This window comes from Stenotrophomonas sp. SAU14A_NAIMI4_8 (assembly GCF_003086695.1).
GTDB lineage: Bacteria > Pseudomonadota > Gammaproteobacteria > Xanthomonadales > Xanthomonadaceae > Stenotrophomonas.
The window spans coordinates 2507709-2531690 of record NZ_CP025999.1 but is presented as its reverse complement, the minus strand read 5'-3'; the positions used below and the strand labels follow the sequence as shown (position 1 = coordinate 2531690).

Sequence of the window (23982 nt, the reverse complement as noted above, 5' to 3'; positions counted from 1 at the left end):
CGGTTCAGCCGAACCAGCCGTGCAGCATCCACGGCGCATGCGGGTCGTTGCGCGGGCGGAACGCCCAGCCGCGTTGCCCGTGCGCGGTTTCCACCACGTAGTAGTCGCGCCGCGCATCGGCCTGGTCCCACCAGCCCGATTCGATCCGCTCCGGGCCAGCAACGATACGCAGGCGCGGGTCGCGCAGCGGCTGTGGTGCCTCCAGCAGCCAACCGGGGCGCAGCGGCCAGTGCGCGGGGGGCTTGGCTGGCGGCTGGGAGCCGCTGGCACGCTCGGGGCGATGGTCGGCCTGCACCGCCAGCGGTTGCACGGCATCATCGCCCAGCCGCGCGCGCAGGCGTTCGCGCAGCTGGTTCCAGGGCATGGCCTGGGCCGGGCGGGTGTCGAACAGATCGCGCGCCACCGGCACGAACGGCGGCAGTTGTTCGGCCTGCAGGCGCAGTGCGCGGCTGCCGGCGGGCAGGGCGAAGGCTTCCATGCGGTTGCGGGCGATTTCGAACAGCAGCGCTGCATCGCGTTCGGGTGCCAGCAGGCCGATGGTCAGCACGCTGGCCGGCAGCAGGTCGTGTTCGAAGTGCAGGTCGAAGCGCTGCACGCCGCCATCGCGCGAGCAGAGGAAGGCGGCCAGGTCCAGCAGCAGGCGCCGCAGCGGGAACAACAGGGCCTGGCTGGATTCGATTTCGTATTCGAATTCGATGCGGGCATCGAAACGGTCGGGGGGCTGGTAGTAGCGCAGCGGCGTGTTGTCCAGGCCGCGCACGGCATCGAGCTGCTGCAGTACCTGCGGGGCAAAGCGGCGGGCCAGGCTGTCGCGCGGCAGGTCGAACACCGCGCCCAGCGTACGCAGGCCGGAACGACCGAGCACGGTGACCGCATCGGCGGGCAGGCCGCTACGTGCCAGCGGCAGCGGCGCCAACGCGGCCGCCAGCTGCGTGGCATCGATGCCCAGGCCGTCGTGCACATTGGCCAGCACGCGCGCGGCATGCGGGTTGGGCGCGGCCACCAGGCGGTGGCGGAAACCGAGTTCATGCAGGCCGTGGCGCAGGCGCTGTTCGATCTGTGGCCAATCGCCGAACAGGGCGCGGCTGGCGTGGATTTCCAGCACCAGCGCATGCGGGAAATCGAGGCTGACCTGCGAACTGTAGGCGTACAGCCAGCTGGCCAGCAGTTGCCGGGTCTGCTGTTCGGCGGCGGGATCGTAGTCGTGCAGCTGCATGTCCTGCACCAGCACCTGCGCGGCCGACAGCAGCATGCCCGGGCGCAGGCCGGCGGCCCGCGCGGCCGGGCTGACCGCGCGCAGCACCCGCCGCTGGGCCGGGCCCTGCAGCAGCACCAGCGGCCGCTGCGGGTCCGGCTGCTGGCGCAGTACGCTGTCCAGCGCCAGTTGCGGCAACAGCAGGCAGGCCCAATGCATGGCGCGGCCTCAGTGGGCGATGGCCAGCGGCAAGGGCTGCGCAGGCGGCAGCCCGCCGCGGCACTTCAGCACGCGCACCTGGCCGGGGTCGAGCTGCAGGCGCAGGCTGGCCGGCGACGGATTGCGTGCGGCGCGCGCTTCGCGGAACACGAAGCCCAGGCACTGGCCACTGTCGGCGGCCACCTGCAGCCGGCGCAGGGAACGATCATCGGCCTGCTGTGGCCAGCACAGCACCGCCGCACAGGCGGCCGAGCGCAGGCACTGTTCGGCCGCCCACAGCGCCTGCTTCGGCGCGGCGTGGATGATCTGCAGCTGGGCCAGGTCCAGCCCGGCCGCGGCCCAGGCCGGGGCATGCGGCCGATGCGGCGGGGCAACCAGCACGATCGGCCGATCGCGCTGGCTCAGCTTGGCCAGCGCCGGCCAGACCAGGGCCAGTTCGCCCACGCCGGGGCAGGCCAGCAGCACTTCGCACAGCCCGCTGGCGGGCCAGCCGCCGCCGGGCAGGCGGGCGTCCAGGGCCGGGTGCCCGCTGGCCAGATGGTCGCTGGCCGGGCCATGGCGGGCCGGGCCGCGCCACAGTTGGCGGCCATCCAGCAAGCGGTCCAGGGCGACGACGGCACCCATCAGCCGGTCCTCCAGGGGAGGCGCCGGGCAGGCAGGAAGCGGCGGCATTGGACGGAAACGGCAGGCATGGAACGAGTATCGACAGGCCGGTATCAGGGGCTGAGACCGGACATGCTACTCGCCTTGTGAGTAGAATTACTAATGAAATCGAGGGGTGGGTTTCAGGTTGCTGAAGGGGCAGGGAGTGCCGACCAAGGTCGGCACCTACCGGTATGGGACGCCATGCGTGGATGGGAGAACGGTGCCGACCAAGGTCGGCACCCACCCGGCATGGCCCGGCGTTACCCGGCGCGTTACCGGCGTACCGGCAGGGCTACCGGGCGCAGTGGGGCGGCGTCGCCGCCGCGGATCTTCAGCGGGCCGCCGATGAAGGCGAACTCGTAGACCTGGTCACGGGCCAGTTCGTCCAGCGCCACCAGTTCGATGATCGGTGCGCCCTGCTGGGCCAGCAGGTAGGTGTGCAGCGGCACATAATCATCGGACACCTCCGAGGGGAAGGTCTCGAAGCTGAGGTTGTCGGCGCCGACGATCATCGCGCCACTGTCTTCCACCAGGAAACGGGCCGCGTCCAGGCCCATGCCCGGCGGGTTGACCATGTAGGCGCGGGGCTGTTCGAACAGGCGCATGCGACCGGTGCGGATCAGCACCACGTCGCCCTGCTGCAGGGTGACGTGCTGGCGTGCCAGCGCATCCTTCAGGTCCTGGCGGGTAACGCGGTAGCTGTCCGGCAGCATGTCCACGCCCTTGGCGCCGGCCACGTCGATCAGCACGCCACGGGCGATCAGCGGCGGGAATTTCTCGATGCCGGTGACCTTCCAGCCACGGTCACCAAGGTGCTCATCGGCCTCGAAGCCATTCCAGATCTTTCCGTGGATGCCGAAGTGGTTCAGCGCATCGATATGGGTGCCGGTGTGGCTGTACATCGAAAACGCGGTGCCGGTGTAGCTGCGGGTGAGGTTCATGGCCTGGCCCACACCCATCGGGTCGTCCACCACGGTGCCGCGCGGGGTATGGGTCATCCAGAACTGGTAGTGCGGGTCGCCGGCGTCCTGCCAGCTGGGCATGCCCACGTAGTATTCGGTGGCCAGGTCGTAGGCCTTGCCGCCGCTGACCCGCGACAGGATGGCGGCACGCGAGGCATCGGTGATCAGGTTGAGGCGACCGATCTCGTCCTTCGGTCCCCAGGGGCTGGTGCCGACCTGCTGACCGGACGGAACGCGTTCGTGTGCGGGCGCGGCAGTGGATGCAGCAGTGCTGGCCAGCAGCAGGGCCAGTGCGCTGGCCAGGGTACGTGGGGTCATGGGGTTTCTCCTTGCAGGGTGGGGAAGGGCGCGGCGGTGGCCACGACCAGGGGCGCCAGGGCTTGGCGCAGCTGTGGCAGCGGCAGGGTCTGCAGGCGCAGGCCGTGCCCGCCGATGACGGTGGGAATGGAACGGATGCCGAGGGCGGCGGCTTCGGCGCGGTCGGCCTGTACGCGCTGGCGCACGGCGTCGCTGCGCATGTGGCCAGCGAAGACGCCGCGCCGGTGGCCCAGCGATTCGGCGATGTCCAGCAGGACGTCGGCATTACCGATGTTGCGGTGCTGGTGCAGGTGCGCCCACTGCACCGCATCGAACATCGCGCCATGGGCATCGTTGCCGCCGAGCACGCCGGCCGCCTGGCAGGCCAGTGCGCCCAGCCAGCCGGGGGGATATTCGAACGTCTGCGCGCGCATGCCGTCGATGTCGATGCGCGCGGTGTCTTCATGCGCCGCGCAGTCGACCCAGTGGCGCAGGATCGTGTCCTTGGCGCGCGGCATGGAACCGAAGACGTCGATCATCCGGGCGCGCGAGTCCTGCAGCACGAAGCTGCGGTGGCGCACCTGGATGCCCAGTTCGGCCGAAACCTGCTGCAGGCGCGGGGCCAGCACGAAGCACCAGCCGCAGACCACATCGTGGAAGAAGTCGACCACCGGCGTGGCGGTGGTGGGGGAGGGAGCGGAAGACATCTGCCTGCCATCGGTGAGAAGGGAGGCGGCAGCGTAGGCAGCGCAGCGTGGCCGAAACAGCGGGTTTCGGGCAGCTCAGTTTTCGCTGGCGGTTACGAATCCAGTCCCGCGCAGCCGGGCAGTTCGGCGTGCAGGAAATCGATGAAGGCCCGCACCTTGGGCTGCAGGTGGCGGGCGGTGGGGTAGACCGCATGGACAAAGCGCGGGGGATAGCGGTGGTCGGCCAGCACCTGCTGCAGGTCGCCGCATGCCAGCGCAGGCGCGGCCAGGAACGAGGGCAGCGCGCCGATGCCCAGGCCCGCCAGCAGCAGGTCGCGCAGCAGCAGGCTGTTGTTGGCGGTCACCCGTGCCGGCAGGGTGATCGTGACCTGGCCATCGGGGCCCAGCAGCGGCCAGCTGCCCGGTGAATCGGACAGGCTGTAGGCCAGCACGCTATGCGCATGCAGATCCTGCACGGTGTGCGGCGCGGGGTGCTGCTGCAGGTAGGACGGTGCCGCGCACAACACCTGCTGCAGCGAGGCCAGCCGCCGCGCCACCAGGCGTGAATCGTCCAGCTCGGCGCGCAGCCGCAGCGACACATCGAAGCCTTCGCCCACCGCATCGAGCAGGCGGTCTTCCATCACCAGGTCCAGCGACAGCTGTGGATGCTGCTGCAGGAAGCGCGGCAGCAGCGGCGACAGCGTGCTCAGCGCGAACGACTGCGGTGCGTTCACCCGCAGGCGCCCGGCAACCTCGCCACGCTGCTCGGCGATGCCGCGTTCCAGCGCGTCCAGTTCGTCCAGCAGGCGGCAGCACTCGCGGTAATAGGCGTGGCCGGTTTCGGTCAGGCTCATGCGCCGCGTGGTCCGCTGCAGCAGCACCACGCCCAGGTGCGCTTCCAGCGTGCGCAGCTGTTTGCTCAAGCCGGCCGCTGACAGCCCCAGGTCTTCGGCCGCGCGGGCCAGGCCGCCGCGTTCGACGATGCGACGGAAGGTGCGCATCAGGTTGAAGGAATCCATGCCAGCCCCGGCGCGAAGAGGGCGCCATTGTAGATCCACGCCATGCGTGGATGGATTTCCATTGGAATTGAATCCATGGAGATCCGACCCCTGTGCCGACCAACGGTCGACACCCACCACCATCAGCAGCAGGTTCCATCAGCAGCAGGTTCCATCAGCAGCAGGTTCCAACAGCAGCAGGTTCCAACAGCAGCAGGTTCCAACAGCTCGCAGGAAACCGTCGAAGGCGGGGTGGGTCCAGTGGCAGGGGCGTGAGCCGCATGGATGCGGCGACCGAGCTTACATGGACGTACTTGCAGCGTCCCCTGCCACCGGACCCACACCGCCATCCCACGGAATGCGGGCTTTTGACGTCGACGTTGACGTTTCCTCTGCGGGTGCCGGGCGCCGCCCGGCCGCCCGTCAGCGCCCGTGTGGGTCCGGCCGGTGGTGCACGTACTCGACCACGGTGCCATCGGGGTGCACCGCGTTGAACGCCGCGCCGGTGGGTACCACCTGCAGCGGGAAGATGATCTGCGCGCCGGCTGCGACCAATCTGTCGTGATAGGGCCGCACGTCATCGACCAGCAGGGTGCCGGTGGTGGAGGTGAACGGCGCCAGTGCGGTGTCATTGCCTTCGATCAGCAGGAAGGCACCGACCATGGCCAGGCGCAGGCCGGCATCGGGGAAGGGGAAGCCCGCGTCGGCCACCACGCCCTGCAGTTGTTCGTAGAAGGCCACCCGTGCTTCCAGCTCCCCGGGGGCGACGAACACGCGGATCAGCACGCGTGGGCTGCGCTGGCTGGAGGTATCACAGCGGTCGCGCCAGAGATGGTCGAAGTCGCGGTGCAGGGTCATGGGCAGCGCTCGGGGCCGGGAATTCCATTATCGGCAGCACCACACGCTGCACTGATGACCAGCGGTGATGGTCTGATAACCAGCTTGCGCGCGGGCGCCTGTGACTTAGGTCCTGTTGACAGCGATCAACGCCCTCGCACAATCTTCACATGATGGGTCGCCGTGTGCGGCCCGGGCAGGCAGGTTGTCACGCCGGGAGGAGGGTCCCGCGCGCAGACCGGCCCGTCCTTTGGCCTGCAGGTGTTGCCTGGCAACGCTTGCGCGGCATGACGCTGCACCCTTCGGCGGCACTTTCCCTGGACCGATTGCCTTGGCAACGGAATTACGCCTGCCGATGAAAACGTTTACAAAGCCGCTTGCCCTGTCCCTCGCCCTGTCTGCCGCATTGGCCGCCCCGGCCTGGGCCGACCCGGCCGCCTTCACCGTGCTGACCCTGGACCAGGCGCCTGCGCCGGACGCGATGCCGGCCCTGGCGGCGCAGCTGAAGACCCTGCAGGTGGACGCGGTGAGCGTGCGCCAGGTGCAGCGCGGTGTCGGCCAGGTCGATCCGTTGCAGCTGCTGGCCGATGGCCTGGGCTACGACTACCGCTTCATTGCCGCCGGCCAGGATGATGGCCAGACCCAGCGCGGCCAGGCCGTGCTGACCCGCTTGCCGATTGCCACGGAAAGCGGCCCGGACCAGCCGGGCCTGAACTACCTGCGCCTGGATGACGGCCGCCACACCGTGGCCGTCTACACCGACGCCGGTGCCGGTGCCGCGCAGTTGCCGGCGCTGGTGTCGCGTTCGCGGTTGGGCGCACCGGCGGTGCTGCTGGGCGCGGTGGCCAGTGAATCGGCCAAGGCAGCGGGTTTCGATCCCTCGCGCGTGGCCCTGGAAGCCGATGCCAGCTATTTCAGCGATGGCTTCCAGGCGGCCAGCAGCGCACCGTTCAAGATCGATGGCAATGGCCTGCAGGCAACCCTGCTGACCCTGGCCTACGCGGCCGACAAGGGCGGTGAGCGCCCGTGGATGGATGCCAGCCTGAACGCCGATGCGCGCGCTGCGTTGCTGCTGAAGGCGATGACCGAGGACGAGAAGTTCCAGATGCTGCACAGCTACTTCGGGCTGGGCAAGGATGGCGGTCCGCTGCCGGAAGGCGCTGTGGGTTCGGCCGGTTTCGTGCCGGCGGTGCCGCGCCTGGGCATTCCGGCGCAGCAGTCGGCCGATGCCGGCGTGGGCGTGACCAATCCGGGTGGCATCCGTCCGGGTGATTTCGCCACGGCCATGCCCTCGGGCCCGTCCACCGCCTCCAGCTGGAACCGCGAAGTCGCCTTCGCCGGTGGCGCAACCATGGGCCGTGAAGCCTGGCAGCAGCGCTTCAACATCCTGCTTTCGGGCAGCGTGAACCTGCAGCGTGACCCGCGCAACGGCCGCAATTTCGAATACGCCGGTGAAGATCCGCTGCTGGCCGGTTCGATGGTGGGCGCGCTGATCCAGGGCGTGCAGAGCCAGCACGTGATTTCGTCGATGAAGCACTTCGCGCTGAACGACATGGAAACCCGCCGCAACTTCCACGACGTGCGCATCGGCGAACAGGCCATGCACGAATCGGACCTGCTGGCCTTCGAGATCGCGCTGGAAGCCGGCCGCCCGGGCGTGGCGATGTGCTCGTACAACAAGATCAACGGCACCTACGGCTGCGAGAACGGCTACCTGATGAACCAGGTGCTGAAGCAGGAGTGGAAGTTCCCCGGTTTCGTGATGTCCGACTGGGGCGGCGTGCACAGCGGTTCGAAGGCGGCGCTGGCCGGCCTGGACCAGCAGTCGGCCGGTGAAGTGTTCGACGCGGCGGTGTTCTTCGACGAGCCGCTGCGCTTGGCCGTGCACGGCGGCGTGGTGCCGCAGGCGCGCCTGAATGACATGGTGGCGCGCATCCTGCGCACGATGTTCCTGCACGGCAACTTCGACAACCCGCCGCAGCACCAGAAGATCGATGCCGAAGCCGGTTTTGCCGTGGCCCAGCGCACGGTGGAAGAAGGCAGTGTGCTGCTGCGCAACGAGGGCAACCTGCTGCCGCTGGCCGACAGCGTGAAGCGCATCGTGATCATTGGCGGCCATGCCGACAAGGGTGTGATCGGTGGCGGTGGTTCGTCGATGGTGGGCGTGACCGCCAAGGGCACCAATGCGGTGCCGGGCGTGCTGCCCACCACCTGGCCGGGCCCGGTGATGTTCCACCCGTCCTCGCCGCTGGAATCGCTGCGTGCAGCGCGTCCGGATGCGACCATCGAATATGTGGACGGCAGCAACGCTGCTGCGGCGGCCAAGGCTGCCGCGCAGGCGGACGTGGCCATCGTGTTCGCCACCCAGTGGGCGGCCGAATCGGTCGACCTGCCGGACATGAAGCTGCCTGACAACCAGGATGCACTGATTTCGGCGGTGGCCAAGGCCAACCCGAAGACCGTGCTGGTGCTGGAAACCAATGGCCCGGTGCGCACGCCGTGGCTGGCGCAGGTGCCGGCCATGCTGCAGGCCTGGTACCCGGGCATCCGTGGTGGCGAAGGCATTGCCGCGCTGCTGACCGGCCAGGTGAACCCGTCCGGCCGCCTGCCGGTGACCTGGGTGGTGGACGAATCGCAGCTGCCGCGCCCGCACGTGGATGGCCTCGGCTTCAAGCCGGCCAAGCCGTTCGGCGATGTGTTCGATTTCGATATCGAAGGCGCCAACGTGGGCTACAAGTGGATGGCTGCCAAGGGCCTGACCCCGACCTTTGCCTTCGGTCACGGCCTGTCCTACACCTCGTTCGCCTATGACAACCTGAAGGTGAGCGTGGAAGGTTCGCGCCTGGTCGCCAGCGTCGACATCCGCAACACCGGCAAGCGCGCCGGTGCCGACGTGGCCCAGCTGTACCTGAAGCTGCCGGCCGGCAGCACCACGCCGATCCGCCTGATCGGCTACGACAAGGTGAGCCTGCAGCCGGGCGAACAGCGTCGTATCCGCATCGAAGCCGAGCCGAAGACGCTGGCGCATTACGATGCGCAGGCCCGCCAGTGGAAGATCGACGGCGGCACCTACCAGGTGCAGCTGTCGCGCAATGCGGCCGAACCGCTGCAGAGCGTGGACGTGCAGCTGGTGGAGCAGGTGCTGCGCTGATTCCGCAGATGATGGATGCTTGAAGACACGGCCCCGCAAGGGGCCGTGTTTGTTTGTGGGGGTGTTGGGTTCGCCGGGCATGGCCCGGCGCTACCGTTCGGGGTGCCCGGTGAACCAGCTGCGCAGGAAATCGACCAACTGCCGCACCTTCGGCGACGGTTGCGTGCTGTGCGGGTACACCGCGTAGACGCTCTGCTGCGGGAAGCGGTGCTGGCGCAGCACCGGCCGCAGGCGATCGTGGGCCAGGTCGTCTTCGATCAACCAGCGCGGCAGCACGGTGACCCCGGCGCCAGCCAGGGCGAAGGCGCGCAGGCTGCTGGCACCGTCCACGCGCACCACCGCATTGCCGGGGTTGGTAGCGAACAGGGCGTCGCTGCCATCCGGTGCGACCACCGGCACGTCGGCCAGGCGCGGATAGCCCAGGCGGGGCAGGGTGCCCAGCTGCACCGGGTCGTCAGCTGCTTCGGTCGACGGCAGGCGTGCCAGCAGCGCAGGGGCCGCCACGGCGCACAGCGGGTGCCGTTCCAGTTCGCTGGCATGCAGCTGTGAATCGGGCAGGCGGCCAAGCCGGATCGCCAGGTCGAAGCGCTCGGGAATCAGGTCGGCCGGTGCCGGTGACGTGGACAGGTGCAACTGCAGGGCCGGGTGCTGCGCCCGGAACGCCTGCAGCGCGGGGATCAGCCGCAGCTGCGCATACTCCGGTGTGGTGGTCAGGCGCAGCAGACCCTGCAGTTGCTGCTGGTCGCGGCGCGCGGCATCGATGGCCGCCTGTGCCGCATCCAGCGCCTGCACGCAGTGCTGCAGGAACTGCTCGCCGGCCTCGGTCAGGGCCAGGTGCCGGGTACTGCGCAGCAGCAGGGTTACGCCCAGATCCTGTTCCAGCCGCTTCAGGTTGAAGCTGACCACCGCGCGGCTGAGACCAAGGCGGTCGGCGGCAGCGGTCAGGCTGCCGGCTTCGACCACGGCGCGGAAGATATCGAAGCGATCAAGGCTGACCATGACGCTGCATTGTCAAAATTGGTTTGACAGTGTTGCAGCTGGCGTCGTGTTTTTCCAATAACGCCGGTTCGCCATGCTGGCACCTTCGTTGCTGGAGCCTGCTGATGCCTTCCCCGCGCCTGCGCCATGAGGCGATTTTCCTGCTGGTGTTCGCCCTGGACCTGGTGAACATGTTCATCGCCACCGTGGCCTATCCCGCACTGGCGTCCGAGCTGCAGGCCGATGTGGGCTTGTTGGCCTGGGTGGGCACTGCCTACATGCTCGGCCTGAGCGTGGTGATTCCGCTGGCGCCGTGGCTGGCCGCGCGCTGCGGCGAACGACGCCTGTTGCTGGTCGCGCTGCTGCTGTTCGCCGCCGCTGCGGTGCTGGCGGGGGCTGCACCGTCCATCGGCTGGCTGCTGGTCTGGCGCCTGCTGCAGGGCCTGGCCGGTGGCCTGTTGATCCCGGTGGCGCAGGCCGCGGCATATCGGCAGTGCACGCCCGACCAACGTGGCGCGCTGACCCGGCGCATCCTGCTGGTGGCGCTGCTGGTCCCGGCACTGGCCCCCGCGCTGGGCGGGCTGCTGGTGCAGTGGCTGTCCTGGCGCGGCGTGCTGTGGGCCAGCCTGCCGTTGGTGGTGGTGGCCATCGCCCTGGTGCTGGCCTGGATGCCGTCCGATGGTGAACGCACTGCGCCCCGGCTGCAGGCCTATGCGCTGGCCACGGCGATGAGTGCGCTGGGCGTGCTGCTGCTGGCGCTGACCTGGCTGGGTGAACCCGGCCACCGGATTGCCGGCGCGGTGCTGTTGTTGCTGGCGCTGGTGCTGGCGACGGCCCACCTGCGCCACGCACGCCGGCAGGCGCAGCCGCTGCTGCGCTGGTCGTTGCTGTCCCATCGCGGCCTTCGACTGGCAATGCTGGTCTACCTGGCCGTACCCGGCGTGTTCATCGGCAGTCAGTTGGCCAGCACGCTGCAGCTGCACCAGGCCGGGTTCAGTGCTGCACGCATCGGTGCGCTGATGCTGCCTTGGGCGCTGGCGTCGGCCGTGGCGATCACCGGCAGCCGGCGGCTGCTGGCGCGTTTCGGGCCGGGCGCAGTACTGCGTGTCGGCATGCTGTTGCAGGCCAGTGGCCTGCTGCTGATGGCCCTGCTGCCGCAGCCTTCATTCGCGCTGGCGGCGCTGCTGTTTGCGCTGATGGGCGCGGGCGGCAGCCTGTGCAGCAGCACCGCACAGACGCTGGCCTTCCACGGTGTGGAGGCCGAGGTGCTGGGTGATGCCAGCGCGCTGTGGAATCTCAACCGACAGCTCAGCTTCTGTCTTGGCACCGCCGCCATTGCGCTGCTGCTGGCCTTGGCCATGCAGTGGCTGCCGGCGCGGGCCACCGGTGTGGCGCTGGGCCTGGCCGCTTTCCTTTCCCTGCTGCCGATGGCGCTGTTGCGCCGCGGGCAGCCCTTGGTCCTTCCGCAACCGGAGAATGCCTGATGCACCGCACCGCCGAACATGAAATCCACGAACTGCACGACAAACTGCAGGTCTGGTTCCGCGCCGAGGTGGGCGCCGAAGCGCTGGGCGACCTGATGGCGCACTTCTGCGCAGACTTCAGCATGGTCGGCATCGCCGGGCGGCGGCTGGACCGGGATGCGGTGCAGGCGCTGTTCGTGGGTGGGCACGGCGCGCGCCCCGGCCTGGAGATCGCCATCGAAGACGTGCAGCGGATCCAGGCGCCCGCACCACTGGCGGTGCTGCGTTATCGCGAAGGGCATGCGGTGGCTGGTGGAGCGCTGGCCTGGCGGGAATCGTTGGCGGTGCTGCGGCAGGACACGGGGCGCTGGCGCTGGTTGGCACTGCACGAGGTCCCCGCGGGCTGATGGATCCGCCGGGCATGGCCCGGCGCTACCGAAGACCGCGGGAACGGGTAGCGCCGGGCCATGCCCGGCGAGCGCAGCGGCCGCCAGGAATACGGTAGCGCCGGGCCATGCCCGGCGAGCGCAGCGGCCGCCGACCGCACATGTGCCATCAGTCGTGCCCCGGACACCACAGAACGCAAAGCCGGCGCACACTTCGGCGCGGTGGGCAGGAGTACGCTGGAACCTTTCCTGCCGAGGGGTCATCCATGCATGTGCGTGCCGTTGCTGTAGCCATCGCCCTGTGCCTGTCCAGCAGCGTGCTGGCCGCCGATACCCCGCCGATGACCCCGGACATCAGTGGCAAGCCGTTCGTTGCACCGGATATCGGCCGCGACTACGACAAGCGCGTGGTGATGGTGCCGATGCGCGACGGCACCCGCCTGTACACCGTGATCGTGGTGCCCAAGGGCGCCCACAATGCGCCGATCCTGCTGACCCGCACCCCCTACGATGCTGCCGGCCGCGCCAACCGCAGCGATTCGCCGCGCATGCGTGACCTGCTGCCACAGGGCGACGAGGTGTTCGTCGACGGCGGCTATATCCGCGTGTTCCAGGATATCCGCGGCAAGTACGGTTCCGAAGGCGATTACGTGATGACCCGGCCGCTGCGCGGGCCGCTGAACAACACCAAGGTCGACCACGCCACCGATGCCTGGGACACCATCGACTGGCTGGTCAAGCACGTGCCGGAAAGCAACGGCAAGGTCGGCATGCTGGGCTCGTCCTACGAAGGCTTCACCGTAGTGATGGCGCTGACCAACCCGCACCCCGCGCTGAAGGTGGCCGCGCCACAGAGCCCGATGGTGGATGGCTGGATGGGCGATGACTGGCTGAACTACGGTGCCTTCCGCCAGGTCAACTTCAACTACTTCGCCATGCAGACTGAGAAGCGCGGCAAGGGCACGCCGCTGCCCAGCCTGGGCTACGACGACTACAGCACCTTCCTGCGCATCGGCTCGGCCGGTGACTACGCGCGTTTCACCGGCGTGGACCAGCTGACCTGGTGGAAGAAGCTGGTGCAGCACCCGGCCTACGATGCGTTCTGGCAGGGCCAGGCGCTGGATGCGGTGATGGCCAACACCCCCTTGAAGGTGCCCACGATGTGGCTGCAGGGCCTGTGGGACCAGGAAGACATGTGGGGCGCCAACCATGCCTACCAGGCCATGGAAGGACGGGATACCGGCAACAACCACAACTACCTGGTGATGGGCCCGTGGCGGCACAGCCAGGTGAACTACAGCGGCAGCGAACTGGGCGCCCTGAAGTTCGATGGCGATACCGCCCTGCAGTTCCGCCGCGATGTGCTCAAGCCGTTCTTCGACCAGTATCTGGTGGACGGTGCGGCGAAGGCCGACACCCCGCCGGTGCTGGTCTACAACACCGGTGAAAACCACTGGGACCGCCTGCAGGGCTGGCCGCGCAGCTGCGAAACGAACTGCACGGCGGCCAGCAAGCCGTTGTACCTGCGTGCCGGCGGCAAGCTGGCCTTCCAGGCGCCGGCGGCAGGCGAGGGCGACTACGAGGAGTACGTGTCCGACCCGGCCAAGCCGGTGCCCTTCGTGCCGCGCCCGGTGCGCTTCGCCGACCGTGACATGTGGACCACCTGGCTGGTGAAGGACCAGCGCTTCGTGGATGGTCGGCCCGACGTGCTGACTTTCATCACCGAACCGTTGCGCGAACCGCTGCGCATTGGCGGTGCGCCGGTGGTGCACCTGCAGGCGTCCACCAGTGGCACCGACAGCGACTGGGTGGTGAAGCTGATCGATGTGTATCCGGACCAGGAAGCATCGACGCCGGAGATGGGCGGCTATGAGTTGCCGGTCTCACTGGCGATCTTCCGCGGCCGCTACCGCGAAAGCTTCAGCGAGGCCAAACCGCTGGCCGCCAACCAGGTGCTGCCGTACCGCTTCGATCTGCCCAACGCCAACCACACCTTCCAGAAGGGGCACCGGGTGATGGTGCAGGTGCAGTCCAGCCTGTTCCCGCTGTATGACCGCAACCCGCAGACCTACGTGCCGAACATCTACCTGGCCAAGCCGGGCGATTACCAGAAGGCCACGCAGCGGGTCTGGCACAGTGCCGCGCAGGCCAGCTACATCGATCTGCCGGTGTATTGAGGGGGCGGGGTGACGCCGGGCATGGCCCGGCGGACCCGATTGTGATGACGTCCAACACGTGTCGACCAAGGTCGACACCTACCAGAGCGGGTGGCAGCGCCGGGCCATGCCCGGCGGATGCGTTCCAGAGCGGGTGGTAGCGCCGGGCCATGCCCGGCGGATGCGCGGCTTATGCGCCCAAGGCGGGGTAATCGGTGTAGCCGTGCTCGCCGCCGCCATACAGCGTGGCCGGGTCCAGCTCGGCCAGGGCCGCGCCGCTGCGCAGGCGTGCAACCAGATCAGGGTTGGCGATGAACGCGCGACCGAAGGCGACCATGTCGGCGTAGCCGCTGGCGACGGCCTGCTCGGCACTGTCCACGTCATAGCCGTTGTTGGCGATCCACGGGCCGCGGAAGCGGGCACGCAGCGCGGCGTAGTCGAATGCGATGTTGTCCCGGTCACCGCCGGTGGCGCCTTCGATCACGTGAATGAAGGCCAGCCCTTCGATGCTGTCCAGACGTTCCACCGCGCGGTTGAACAGCGGCTGCGGATCGCTGTCGTGTGCATCGTTGACCGGGGTGACCGGCGACAGACGCACGCCGGTACGGGCCGCGCCGATGGCCTCGGCCACGGCACTGGTTACTTCAAACAGCAGGCGCGTGCGGTTTTCGATGCTGCCACCGTAGGCATCGCTGCGGTGGTTGCTGCCGTCGCGCAGGAACTGGTCGATCAGGTAGCCGTTGGCTGCATGGACTTCCACGCCATCAAAGCCCGCCGCGATGGCGTTGCGTGCGGCGATGCGGTAGTCCTCGATCAACGCCGGAATTTCATCGATGGCGAGTGCGCGCGGCGCGGACACATCCTCGAAGCCGTTGGCGGTGAAGGTCTTGCCGTTGGCGCGGATCGCGCTGGGTGCCACCGGCACTTCACCTTCCGGCAGCAGGCTGGTGTGGGAAATGCGGCCCACATGCCACAACTGCAGCACGATGCGGCCGCCTTCTGCGTGCACGGCATCGGTAATGGATTTCCAGGCCGCAACCTGTTCGGCGCTGTAGATGCCCGGGGTGTCCAGGTAGCCCTGGCCAAGCGGACTGATCTGGGTGGCTTCGGCAATGATCAGGCCGGCGCTGGCGCGCTGCTGGTAGTAGGTGACCGCCAGCGGCGACGGCACGCGATCGGGCAGGGCGCGGTTGCGCGTAAGCGGGGCCATGGCGATGCGGTTGGCAACGGCGATATCACCCAGGCGGGTGGGCGTGAACAACACGCGGGATTCAGCACTCATCGGGGGTCCATGCACGGCAGGGGAGGTGTGCATGAGCATAGGGCGCTGCGCGTTGCAGCGATGGGAAGGATCGTTGCGTGGCGGCGGTGCGCCGCGTGCCGTTTCCGTAACACGTTGCGGCGTAGATTCGAGAGCAGGCGGGCAGGCCCGCATCGATTGCCAACACGTGGAGTACACAGATGATCGACTATCAGCTGGGCGGAAAGACCGCCATCGTTACCGGCGGTGTTTCCGGCATCGGCTTGGCCGTGGCCGAGCTGCTGGCTGCATCGGGCGCGCGCATTTCGGTGTGGGACCTGAAGCAGGACGCCGTGGATGCGACCGTACAGGCCTTGAAGGCCAAGGGTGCCGAAGCGATCGGCATCGCGCTGGACGTGACCGACGAGGCAGCGGTGGAAGCGGCCGTGCAGCGCACGGTGAGCGAACTGGGCGGGCTGGATGTGGCCGTGAACAATGCCGGTATCGGCGGCCCGGCGGCCAGCAGCGGCGATTACCCGGTTGATGGCTGGAAGCGCGTGGTGGATGTGAACCTGACCAGCGTGTTCCTGTGCCAGCGTGCGCAGATCCAGGCGATGCGCGCGGCGGGCAAGGGCGGCAGCATCATCAACATGGCCTCGATCCTGGGCCAGGTGGGCTTTGCCGGTTCCACCGCGTACGTGGCGGCCAAGCACGGCGTGGTGGGCCTGACCCAGACTGCGGCATGGGAACACGCCGCCGACGGCATCCGCATCAACGCCGTCGGTCCGGGCTTCATTGCCACGCCGCTGCTGGACAAGATGGATGCCAACGCGCGTGCCACGCTGGAAGCCAAGCATGCCCTGAAGCGGCTGGGCAAGCCGGACGAGGTGGCGGCGCTGGTGGCCTGGCTGGCCAGCAATGACGCCTCGTTCGCGACGGGGACCTATTACGCGATCGATGGCGGTTACCTGGCGCAGTAATGCGCTGAGGTGCGGTGCCGCCGGGCAGGGCCCGGCGCTACCGGGTGAACCGCCCGTGCGGGCGCCTTCACTGTGGTGCCACGCGCCGCGCGCGACGCTCCGGGAAAATCCCGGAGCCTGCCGATGGAACTCACCCAGGACGTATCCATCCTGCTGCGCGTTGCCGCCGCCATGCTGTTTGGCGGCGTGCTGGGCGTCGAGCGCGAGATGGGCAAACATGCCGCGGGCCTGCGCACACACATGCTGATTGCGGGCGCGGCAGCGCTGATCGTCGGCCTGGGCGATTCGGTGGCCGAACATTTCCAGCAGGAGCGCTACCGTGACCTGCTGCAGGTCGATCCGGTGCGCCTGATCGAGGCCGTGGTGGCCTGCGTGGGTTTCGTTGCCGCCGGCACCATCCTGCGTGGCAACCGCGAAGACCAGGTCAGCGGTCTAACGACCGCCAGTTCTCTTGTGATGGCCGCCGCCATCGGCATTGCCGTGGGCATTGGCAAGTACGTGATCGCGATGGGGGTGAGCGTGCTGTGCCTGCTGGTGCTGGCGGTGATACGACGGGTGGAGAAGAAGCTGTGAGTGCCGGGGTGGGGTCGGAGCCCCTGCGGGGATCCGATCCCGATGCCATGTAGGTCGCAGCCCCTGCGGGGATCCGACCCCGCCGCGCCCAGGGTCAGATCCCCGCAGGGGCTCTGACCCTTTCTCTTAATGGTCATACCAATAAATCAGAACTAACGCTATGGTCTAATAGGCGTCCTGCGGGAATGGCGGTTCAATCCGCCATCAGTGGTGCATTTGTTGCGGGCAATGGTACGACCAATGTCCGCACGCCACGGACCGCCCCACTGCGGTGGGTTCCCCGTCAACGCCGAGATTTTCCATGCAGCCCTGGCAACACCTGTACGACCCCGCCGGCAACCTGTGGTTGTCCAGCCTGATCGCGCTGCTGCCGATCGCCTTCTTCTTCGTCGCCCTGGCCGTGCTGCGCATGAAGGGCTGGCTGGCCGGTACGATTACCGTGGCCATCGCGCTCGGCGTGGCCCTGCTGTTCTACCGCATGCCGCTGGCGCAGGCGCTGGGCGCGGCCGGCTATGGCTTCGTCTACGGCCTGTGGCCGATCGCCTGGATCATCATCGGCGCAGTGTTCCTGTACAAGGTTTCGGTCAAGACCGGGCAGTTCGACATCATCCGCGCATCGATCCTGTCGGTTACCGAAGACCAGCGCCTGCAGATGCTGATGGTGGGCTTTGCCTTCGGTGCCTTCCTGGAAGGCGCCGCTGGGTTCGGCGCGCCCGTGGCGATTACCGCCGCGCTGCTGGTCGGCCTGGGCTTCAAGCCGCTGTATGCGGCCGGCCTGTGCCTGATCGTCAACACCGCACCGGTGGCGTTCGGTGCCATGGGCATTCCGATCATCGTCGCCGGGCAGGTGACCGGCCTGGACGCGTTCGAGATCGGCCAGATGGCCGGCCGCCAGCTGCCGTTCCTGACCATCATCGTGCTGTTCTGGATCATGGCGATCATGGATGGCTGGCGCGGCATCAAGGAAACCTGGCCGGCGGTGCTGGTGGCCGGTGGTTCCTTCGCCATCGCCCAGTACCTGACCTCCAACTTCATCGGCCCGGAGCTGCCGGACATCACCGCCTCGCTGGCCTCGCTGGTCTGCCTGACCCTGTTCCTGCGCCGCTGGAAGCCGGTGCGCATCTTCCGTTTCGATACCGAAACCAGTGCCCAGGCCGCGGCGCAGGCGCTGGAGGCACCGCGCCATAGCGTGGGCCAGATTGCCAAGGCGTGGTCGCCGTTCCTGATCCTCACCGCAATGGTCACGCTGTGGAGCATCAAGCCGTTCAAGGCGTTGTTCGCCGCCGGCGGTGCGCTGCAAGGCTGGGTATTGAAGATTCCGGTGCCGGGTCTGGACCAGATGGTGCAGAAGATGCCGCCGATCGTGCCGGCGCCGCTCAGCTACGAAGCGGTCTACAAGTTTGACTGGTTCTCGGCCACCGGCACCGCCATCATCCTGGCCGCGGTGATCGCCATCATCGCCCTGCGCATGCCGGCCAAGGCCGCGCTGCAGACCTTCGGCGAAACCGTGCGCGAGCTGCGCGTGCCGATCTATTCCATCGGCATGGTGCTGGCCTTTGCCTTCATCGCCAACTACTCCGGGCTGTCGGCCACCCTGGCGCTGGCGCTTGCCCACACCGGTGATGCGTTCCCGTTCTTCTCGCCGTTCCTGGGCTGGCTGGGCGTGTTCCTGACCGGTTCGGATACCTCTTCGAACGCGCTGTTCTCTGCCTTGCAGGCGACCACGGCGCAGCAGATCGGCGTGTCCGATGTGCTGCTGGTGGCGGCCAACACCACTGGCGGTGTGACCGGCAAGATGATTTCCCCGCAGTCCATTGCCATTGCCTGTGCGGCGGTGGGCCTGGCCGGCAAGGAATCGGACCTGTTCCGCTTCACCGTCAAGCACAGCCTGATCTTCACCACGATGGTCGGCCTGATCACCCTGGCCCAGGCCTACTGGCTGACCTGGATGATTCCCTGAGCCATGGCCGCTCTGCTTCTCCAGCCTCGTGCGGTTCGGGTGACAATGGCGCCATGAGCATGCAACGGGTTTCGGACAAGGTGGCCGCGCAGCTGCGCGCGCTGGTGCAGGAACAGCAGCTGCAGCCGGGCGACCGGCTGCCGGCCGAACGCGCCCTGGCGGTGCAGCTGGGCGTATCGCGCACGGCGTTGCGCGAGGCCATTGCACAGCTGGCCAGCCAAGGCCTGCTGACTGCCCGTGTGGGTGGCGGCACCTTCGTGGCCGCACCGGCAGCACGCGCCCGGCAGACGCTGGATGAACCGCTGGCGCCGTACCTGCCGCTGTTCCAGGGCGACCCGGAATACCGCTTCGACGTGCTGGAAATCCGCCATGCACTGGAGGGCGCCACGGCCTGGCACGCCGCATTGCGTGCGACCGATGAGGACCGCACGCGCATCGCCGCCGCGTTCCAGACCATGATGGACGCGCACGGCAAGGATGACCCCGCCGGCGAAGCGCAGGCCGACGCCGCGTTCCATCTGTCCATTGCCGAGGCGTCGCACAACCTGGTGCTGCTGCAGGTGATGCGTGGCCTGTTCGAACTGCTGCAGACCAACATCTCGCAGAGCCGCGAGAAGCTGTACACCTCGGCCCGCACCTTCTCGCCGCTGTCCGACCAGCATCGGGAAATGATGGATGCGGTGCTGGCCGGCGACCCCGAGCGTGCGCGCGCGGCCGCGCATGCCCACCTTGAATTCGTGCACACCACGCTGCGCACGCTCGATGACAACGAAGCCCGGCGTGCACGGGCCTCGCGCCTGCCGTCCCCGCACGGCTGACTACTTCCGGTTGACCCCATGATCATTTCCGCCTCCACCGATTACCGTGCCGCAGCGCAACGCCGGCTGCCGCCGTTCCTGTTCCATTACATCGATGGCGGCGCGTATGCCGAGCACACGCTGAAGCGCAACGTTTCCGATCTGTCCGACATCGCGCTGCGCCAGCGCATCCTGCGCAACATGTCCGACCTGAGCCTGGAAACGGAGCTTTTCGGCGAGAAACTGGCGATGCCGGTGGCGCTGGCGCCGGTGGGCCTGACCGGCATGTACGCACGTCGTGGCGAAGTGCAGGCGGCACGGGCCGCGGACAGTCGCGGCATTCCGTTCACCCTGTCCACGGTGTCGGTGTGCCCGATCGAGGAAGTGGCACCGGCCATCCAGCGCCCGATGTGGTTCCAGCTGTACGTGCTGCGCGACCGCGGCTTCATGCGCAATGCGCTGGAGCGGGCGCAGGCCGCCGGCGTGACCACCCTGGTGTTCACCGTGGACATGCCGGTGCCCGGTGCGCGCTATCGTGACGCGCACTCGGGCATGAGCGGCCCCAATGCGCCGCTGCGTCGCATCGGCCAGGCCATCAGCCATCCGCGTTGGGCATGGGATGTGGGTCTGTTCGGTCGACCGCACGACTTGGGCAATATTTCCGCCTACCGCGGCCATCCGACCGGCCTGGCGGACTACATCGGCTGGCTGGGCAGCAACTTCGATCCGTCCATTTCCTGGAAGGACCTGGAATGGATCCGCGAGTTCTGGAAGGGGCCGATGGTGATCAAGGGCATCCTCGACCCGGACGATGCGCGGGATGCAGTGAAGTTCGGCGCCGATGGCATCGTGGTCTCCAACCACGGCGGCCGCCAGCTCGATGGTGTGCTGTCCACCGCGCGGGCGCTGCCGGCCATTGCCGATGCGGTGCAGGGCGATCTGAAGATCCTGGCTGACTCGGGCGTCCGCAATGGCCTGGACGTGGTGCGCATGCTGGCGCTTGGCGCCGACACGGTGTTGCTGGGGCGCGCCTTCGTCTACGCTCTGGCGGCCCAGGGCGAGGCCGGCGTAGCCAACCTGCTGGACCTGATCGCCAAGGAAATGCGGGTGGCGATGACGTTGACCGGCGCGCGCCGCATTGCCGATATCGGCCGCGATTCACTGGTGAGCCTGCCGTGAGCGGCGATGACGCGGTGCTGCAGCAGCTGCGCCAGGCGGTCGGCCGCCGCCATGTACTGACCGGCGACAAGGCCACCCGCCGTTTCCGCCGCGGCTACCGTTTCGGTGAAGGCCCGGTGCTGGCGGTGGTGCGCCCCGGTACGCTGCTGGAACTGTGGCACGTGCTGCAGGCCGCGGTGCAGGGCGGCGCGGCGATCATCCTGCAGGCGGCCAACACCGGCCTGACCGGCGGCTCGACCCCGGATGGCGATGACTATGGGCGCCCGATCGTGCTGGTCAGCACACTGCGGCTGACCGGCATCCAGCTGTTGAACGAAGGCCGCCAGGTACTGTGCCTGCCCGGTGCCACCCTGGACCGCCTTGAGCAGACGCTGGCGCCGCTGGGGCGCGAACCGCATTCGGTGATCGGTTCGTCCTGCATTGGTGCCTCGGTGCTGGGCGGGGTCTGCAACAACTCCGGCGGCGCCCTGGTGCGCCGTGGTCCGGCCTACACCGAGCTGGCGCTGTATGCACAGGTCGATGCGCAGGGCCGGCTGCAACTGGTCAACCACCTGGGCATCGCCCTGGGCGATACCCCCGAGCAGATCCTGCAGCGCCTGCAGGACGGGCAGTACAGTGCGGCCGACGTGGGCGATGGCGATGGGCGCGCCGCGTCCGACCAGCGCTACAGCGACGACGTGCGCCAGGTCGATGCCGATACCCCGGCACGCTTCAATGCCGACCCTGGCCGCCATTTCGAGGCCGCCGGCTCTGCCGGCAAGCTGGCGGTGTTCGCCGTGCGCCTGGACACGTTCGAGAAAGAAGCGGCCGAAGTGTTCTACATCGGCAGCAACCACACCGCCACGCTCACCGCCATCCGCCGCCAGCTGCTGACCGGCTTCGAGCGGCTGCCGATCGCGGGGGAATACATCCACCGTGATGCCTATGACATCGGCGAGCGCTACGGCAAGGACACCTTCCTGCTGATCGACCGGCTGGGCACCGCGCGCGTGCCAGCGGCCTTCGCCTTGAAAAGCCGGGTGGATGGCTGGTTCGAGCGGATCGGGCTGCGCGGCGTGACCGACCGGGTAATGCAGACGTTGACCACGCTGCTGCCTTCGCACCTGCCGCCGCGCATGGGCGAGTTCCGCCAGCGCTTTGAGCATCATCTGCTGTTGAAGGTCTCCGCGCAGGATGCGGCCGAGACCGAGCGATGGCTGCGCGAGTGTTTCGCCAACCATGAGGGCGGTTTCTTCCGCTGCACGGCCGAAGAAGGGCGCAAGGCGTTCCTGCACCGGTTCGCGGTGGCCGGTGCCGCGGTGCGCTACCGCGAAGTGCATCGCGCGCAGGTGCAGGACATCGTGGCGCTGGATATCGCGCTGCGCCGGGATGACGCCGAATGGTTCGAAACCCTGCCGGCAGATATCGACGGACGGCTGCTGCACAAGCTCTACTACGGCCACTTCCTGTGCCACGTGTTCCACCAGGACTACATCGCGCGCAAGGGCGAAGACCCGATGGCGATCGAACATGCGATGTGGGCACTGCTGGACCAGCGTGGGGCGGAGTATCCGGCCGAGCACAACGTGGGCCATCTGTATCCGGCCAAGCCGGCGCTGGCGGCGTTCTATCGGTCGCTGGATCCGAGCAACACGTTCAACCCCGGCATCGGCCATACCTCGAAAGCGAAGGGGTGGGGCGGGTGTGATTGCGCCGGTTCGGTAGAGTCGAGCTTGCTCGACTGAACGAAGGCAGTCGAGCAAGCTCGACGCTACGAAATGCCGGAGCCGGAGCAGTCGAGCAAGCTCGACGCTACGAAATGCCGGAGCCGGAGCAGTCGAGCAAGCTCGACTCTACTATCATGCGGGTTCGGCATGGATGCGCGGATGCGCAGGAGCGATGATGCACACCCCGATGTCACACGCGGCATTGGCCGCGCTGTTGCTGGCCAGCCCGGCACTGGCGCTGGCGCGGGGATCGATTCTTCCGCAGCAGCGCGATGCCGCTGGCAATGTGATGGAGCCCTTGGGCCAGGTGCTGCGCGTGGATGAACGCGGCGGACCCTCGGGTCTGTATGAATGCACCCGCGATGGCTTTTGGTGCGTGCGCGTGCAGCCGGCCGCTGCGGACGGCGAGCGGCCGAGCATGCTGGAAGTGCTGGAGAAAGTGGCGGGCGAGCGTGAGCCGCACGCCTACCACGTGAGCATCGATCTCCCGCCCGACGGCGAACTGTCCGTATGGCCGTGGATCGTGCGGCTGGCGCCGGGCGTGGGCGCCGACCAGACGGTAGCCGATCCGCAGCAGCGTGCGCGGCAGAATGTGCTGGTGGGCGGCATCAGCAAGGTCAGCACGATGTATTCCGGCGGCGGTGCCGAGGCGTCGCGCCTGCAGTTGGCGCGCGTGCGGCACCTGGACGACGGCATCCAGATCGACGATGCGGTGCTGGGCCTGGCGTGGACGGGCGAGGCGGAGATCCGGGCCTGCTTCGGCGAGCAGGACGTGAAGCGGCGCGCCGGGGCGTGCCATGACACCTACGGATTCACGGCACGGCTTTCGCTGGATGCCGCTGCCACGGGCATGCCGGTGCTGCGTTACCAGACCGTGGCCACGCGTTTTCCGGCCGGTGTTTCGCGAAACGAAGATTCATTGGCCAGGGCGCCACTGACCAGGAAGGACCTGCGGACCGAGCAGGTCCCGGCGTGCACCTATGCGCGCATGTTCCACTTCAGGGGTGGTGCATACCAGCCGGACCAGGCATTGCCCGATTGTTCGGGTTACACGGATCGGTAGAGTCGAGCTTGCTCGACTGAACGAAGGCAGTCGAGCAAGCTCGACCCTACGACATGCCGGGGTGCGGGCCGTGGGGCACGCGCGGGGTCATTCGCAGCGGGCGGCGGTAATGATGTTGTCCTTGTCCACGTACACGCGCAGGCGGTCGGGGCGGATGTCCTTGGTGGTGATCGTGTTCGGCCCGATCGGGTTGACCAGGCCGGCGCCGCTCTCGCGTGACAGGCGGCGCATGTTGGCTTCGTCGGCCGGCTGCCCGACGGCCCAGCCCAGTGCGCTGGCGTTGCATTGGCCGCTGCCGCTTACCTGCGGGCCGGGCGTGCTGACACAGGCCGACAGCAGCAGGGCCGAGGCGGGCAGCAGCAGGGACAGGCGGATGGCGGTCATGCGGGCGCTCCTGCGCAGGGGATTGGCTGCACCATAGCACCGCCGCCGTGCGGCCGGGAGCGATGCGATCATTGCCGCTGGCGGCGCCACGCTGCATAGTGGCCGGTGTATCGACAGGCGTGTGATC

20 protein-coding genes are annotated in these 23982 nt (G+C 68.1%); 11 read left to right on the top strand and 9 right to left on the bottom strand.

The window, feature by feature from the left end:
- Positions 1-4: 4 nt before the first annotated feature.
- The 6 genes from C1930_RS11660 to C1930_RS11635 all read right to left on the bottom strand — a co-directional run bounded on the left by C1930_RS11660 (position 5) and on the right by C1930_RS11635 (position 5860).
- Positions 5-1414: a DNA polymerase Y family protein gene (locus tag C1930_RS11660; RefSeq protein ID WP_108771813.1), complete on the bottom strand. Its 1410-nt coding sequence runs from the start codon at positions 1412-1414 to the stop codon at positions 5-7.
- Between the two features lie 9 nt (positions 1415-1423).
- The gene (gene imuA / locus C1930_RS11655) at positions 1424-2038 is read right to left on the bottom strand and encodes a translesion DNA synthesis-associated protein ImuA (protein ID WP_108753349.1); all 615 of its coding nucleotides are present in this window, start codon (positions 2036-2038) and stop codon (positions 1424-1426) included.
- Positions 2039-2331: 293 nt separating this feature from the next.
- Positions 2332-3339 (bottom strand): cyclase family protein, encoded by a 1008-nt coding sequence (locus tag C1930_RS11650; protein WP_108756433.1) that lies wholly within the window; start codon positions 3337-3339, stop codon positions 2332-2334.
- Positions 3336-4025 carry a DsbA family protein gene (locus C1930_RS11645; protein WP_108771812.1) on the bottom strand — a complete coding sequence of 230 codons (690 nt, stop codon included), beginning with the start codon at positions 4023-4025 and terminating at the stop codon, positions 3336-3338. Before C1930_RS11645 ends, C1930_RS11650 begins: the two co-directional genes overlap by 4 nt.
- 92 nt (positions 4026-4117) lie before the next feature.
- A complete protein-coding gene (locus tag C1930_RS11640; RefSeq protein WP_108756431.1) occupies positions 4118-5023 on the bottom strand; it encodes a LysR family transcriptional regulator in 906 nt (301 codons plus the stop codon).
- A 402-nt stretch (positions 5024-5425) separates the two neighbouring features.
- The gene (locus C1930_RS11635) at positions 5426-5860 is read right to left on the bottom strand and encodes a glyoxalase (RefSeq protein WP_108753345.1); all 435 of its coding nucleotides are present in this window, start codon (positions 5858-5860) and stop codon (positions 5426-5428) included.
- Between the two features lie 334 nt (positions 5861-6194).
- On the opposite strand from C1930_RS11635, the gene C1930_RS11630 reads away from it, so the two are divergent.
- On the top strand, positions 6195-8990 hold the full coding sequence (locus tag C1930_RS11630; protein ID WP_108756430.1) for a glycoside hydrolase family 3 C-terminal domain-containing protein: 2796 nt from the start codon (positions 6195-6197) through the stop codon (positions 8988-8990).
- 90 nt (positions 8991-9080) lie between these two features.
- Here the strand turns inward: C1930_RS11630 and C1930_RS11625 are convergent, their stop codons facing one another.
- Positions 9081-9989 (bottom strand): LysR family transcriptional regulator, encoded by a 909-nt coding sequence (locus C1930_RS11625; protein WP_108771811.1) that lies wholly within the window; start codon positions 9987-9989, stop codon positions 9081-9083.
- Between the two features lie 104 nt (positions 9990-10093).
- On the opposite strand from C1930_RS11625, the gene C1930_RS11620 reads away from it, so the two are divergent.
- The 3 genes from C1930_RS11620 (at position 10094) to C1930_RS11610 (ending at position 13994) form a co-directional block, all read left to right on the top strand.
- Positions 10094-11452 (top strand): MFS transporter, encoded by a 1359-nt coding sequence (locus tag C1930_RS11620; RefSeq protein WP_108756428.1) that lies wholly within the window; start codon positions 10094-10096, stop codon positions 11450-11452.
- Positions 11452-11838: a DUF4440 domain-containing protein gene (locus C1930_RS11615; protein ID WP_108756427.1), complete on the top strand. Its 387-nt coding sequence runs from the start codon at positions 11452-11454 to the stop codon at positions 11836-11838. The genes C1930_RS11620 and C1930_RS11615 overlap by 1 nt, the downstream gene beginning before the upstream one ends.
- A 245-nt stretch (positions 11839-12083) precedes the next feature.
- Entirely contained in the window at positions 12084-13994 is a 1911-nt protein-coding gene (locus C1930_RS11610; RefSeq protein WP_108756426.1) for a CocE/NonD family hydrolase, read from the top strand.
- A gap of 169 nt (positions 13995-14163) precedes the next feature.
- Here C1930_RS11610 and C1930_RS11605 read toward each other — a convergent pair whose 3' ends face one another.
- Complete coding sequence (locus C1930_RS11605; protein ID WP_325051536.1) at positions 14164-15288, bottom strand: alkene reductase; 1125 nt, start codon at positions 15286-15288, stop codon at positions 14164-14166.
- A gap of 146 nt (positions 15289-15434) precedes the next feature.
- Here C1930_RS11605 and C1930_RS11600 point away from each other — a divergent pair, with 146 nt between their 5' ends.
- From C1930_RS11600 to C1930_RS11570, 7 genes are all read left to right on the top strand, one after another.
- Positions 15435-16193: an SDR family NAD(P)-dependent oxidoreductase gene (locus tag C1930_RS11600; protein ID WP_108756424.1), complete on the top strand. Its 759-nt coding sequence runs from the start codon at positions 15435-15437 to the stop codon at positions 16191-16193.
- A gap of 123 nt (positions 16194-16316) precedes the next feature.
- Positions 16317-16766, top strand: a complete 450-nt coding sequence (locus C1930_RS11595) for an MgtC/SapB family protein (protein WP_108756423.1) — start codon at positions 16317-16319, stop codon at positions 16764-16766.
- 301 nt (positions 16767-17067) lie between these two features.
- Positions 17068-18726, top strand: coding sequence for an L-lactate permease (gene lldP / locus C1930_RS11590; RefSeq protein ID WP_108756422.1), 1659 nt, complete (start codon positions 17068-17070; stop codon positions 18724-18726).
- Between the two features lie 53 nt (positions 18727-18779).
- Complete coding sequence (gene lldR / locus C1930_RS11585) at positions 18780-19544, top strand: transcriptional regulator LldR (protein ID WP_108756421.1); 765 nt, start codon at positions 18780-18782, stop codon at positions 19542-19544.
- An 18-nt stretch (positions 19545-19562) separates the two neighbouring features.
- A complete protein-coding gene (lldD, locus tag C1930_RS11580; protein WP_108771810.1) occupies positions 19563-20702 on the top strand; it encodes an FMN-dependent L-lactate dehydrogenase LldD in 1140 nt (379 codons plus the stop codon).
- Positions 20699-22426: a D-lactate dehydrogenase gene (gene dld / locus C1930_RS11575; RefSeq protein ID WP_108771809.1), complete on the top strand. Its 1728-nt coding sequence runs from the start codon at positions 20699-20701 to the stop codon at positions 22424-22426. The genes lldD and dld overlap by 4 nt, the downstream gene beginning before the upstream one ends.
- A 157-nt stretch (positions 22427-22583) precedes the next feature.
- Positions 22584-23471 carry a hypothetical protein gene (locus C1930_RS11570; protein WP_108771808.1) on the top strand — a complete coding sequence of 296 codons (888 nt, stop codon included), beginning with the start codon at positions 22584-22586 and terminating at the stop codon, positions 23469-23471.
- 87 nt (positions 23472-23558) lie between these two features.
- Here C1930_RS11570 and C1930_RS11565 read toward each other — a convergent pair whose 3' ends face one another.
- Positions 23559-23855 carry an I78 family peptidase inhibitor gene (locus C1930_RS11565; protein WP_108753333.1) on the bottom strand — a complete coding sequence of 99 codons (297 nt, stop codon included), beginning with the start codon at positions 23853-23855 and terminating at the stop codon, positions 23559-23561.
- Positions 23856-23982: the final 127 nt, after the last annotated feature.

Bases quoted from the DNA above. Each gene is read 5' to 3' on its own strand.
- C1930_RS11660 (WP_108771813.1), bottom strand. From the start codon at position 1,414: ATGCATTGGGCCTGCCTGCTGTTGCCGCAACTGGCGCTGGACAGCGTA.
- imuA (WP_108753349.1), bottom strand. From the start codon at position 2,038: ATGGGTGCCGTCGTCGCCCTGGACCGCTTGCTGGATGGCCGCCAACTG.
- C1930_RS11650 (WP_108756433.1), bottom strand. From the start codon at position 3,339: ATGACCCCACGTACCCTGGCCAGCGCACTGGCCCTGCTGCTGGCCAGC.
- C1930_RS11645 (WP_108771812.1), bottom strand. From the start codon at position 4,025: ATGTCTTCCGCTCCCTCCCCCACCACCGCCACGCCGGTGGTCGACTTC.
- C1930_RS11640 (WP_108756431.1), bottom strand. From the start codon at position 5,023: ATGGATTCCTTCAACCTGATGCGCACCTTCCGTCGCATCGTCGAACGC.
- C1930_RS11635 (WP_108753345.1), bottom strand. From the start codon at position 5,860: ATGACCCTGCACCGCGACTTCGACCATCTCTGGCGCGACCGCTGTGAT.
- C1930_RS11630 (WP_108756430.1), top strand. From the start codon at position 6,195: ATGAAAACGTTTACAAAGCCGCTTGCCCTGTCCCTCGCCCTGTCTGCC.
- C1930_RS11625 (WP_108771811.1), bottom strand. From the start codon at position 9,989: ATGGTCAGCCTTGATCGCTTCGATATCTTCCGCGCCGTGGTCGAAGCC.
- C1930_RS11620 (WP_108756428.1), top strand. From the start codon at position 10,094: ATGCCTTCCCCGCGCCTGCGCCATGAGGCGATTTTCCTGCTGGTGTTC.
- C1930_RS11615 (WP_108756427.1), top strand. From the start codon at position 11,452: ATGCACCGCACCGCCGAACATGAAATCCACGAACTGCACGACAAACTG.
- C1930_RS11610 (WP_108756426.1), top strand. From the start codon at position 12,084: ATGCATGTGCGTGCCGTTGCTGTAGCCATCGCCCTGTGCCTGTCCAGC.
- C1930_RS11605 (WP_325051536.1), bottom strand. From the start codon at position 15,288: ATGCACACCTCCCCTGCCGTGCATGGACCCCCGATGAGTGCTGAATCC.
- C1930_RS11600 (WP_108756424.1), top strand. From the start codon at position 15,435: ATGATCGACTATCAGCTGGGCGGAAAGACCGCCATCGTTACCGGCGGT.
- C1930_RS11595 (WP_108756423.1), top strand. From the start codon at position 16,317: ATGGAACTCACCCAGGACGTATCCATCCTGCTGCGCGTTGCCGCCGCC.
- lldP (WP_108756422.1), top strand. From the start codon at position 17,068: ATGCAGCCCTGGCAACACCTGTACGACCCCGCCGGCAACCTGTGGTTG.
- lldR (WP_108756421.1), top strand. From the start codon at position 18,780: ATGAGCATGCAACGGGTTTCGGACAAGGTGGCCGCGCAGCTGCGCGCG.
- lldD (WP_108771810.1), top strand. From the start codon at position 19,563: ATGATCATTTCCGCCTCCACCGATTACCGTGCCGCAGCGCAACGCCGG.
- C1930_RS11570 (WP_108771808.1), top strand. From the start codon at position 22,584: ATGCACACCCCGATGTCACACGCGGCATTGGCCGCGCTGTTGCTGGCC.
- C1930_RS11565 (WP_108753333.1), bottom strand. From the start codon at position 23,855: ATGACCGCCATCCGCCTGTCCCTGCTGCTGCCCGCCTCGGCCCTGCTG.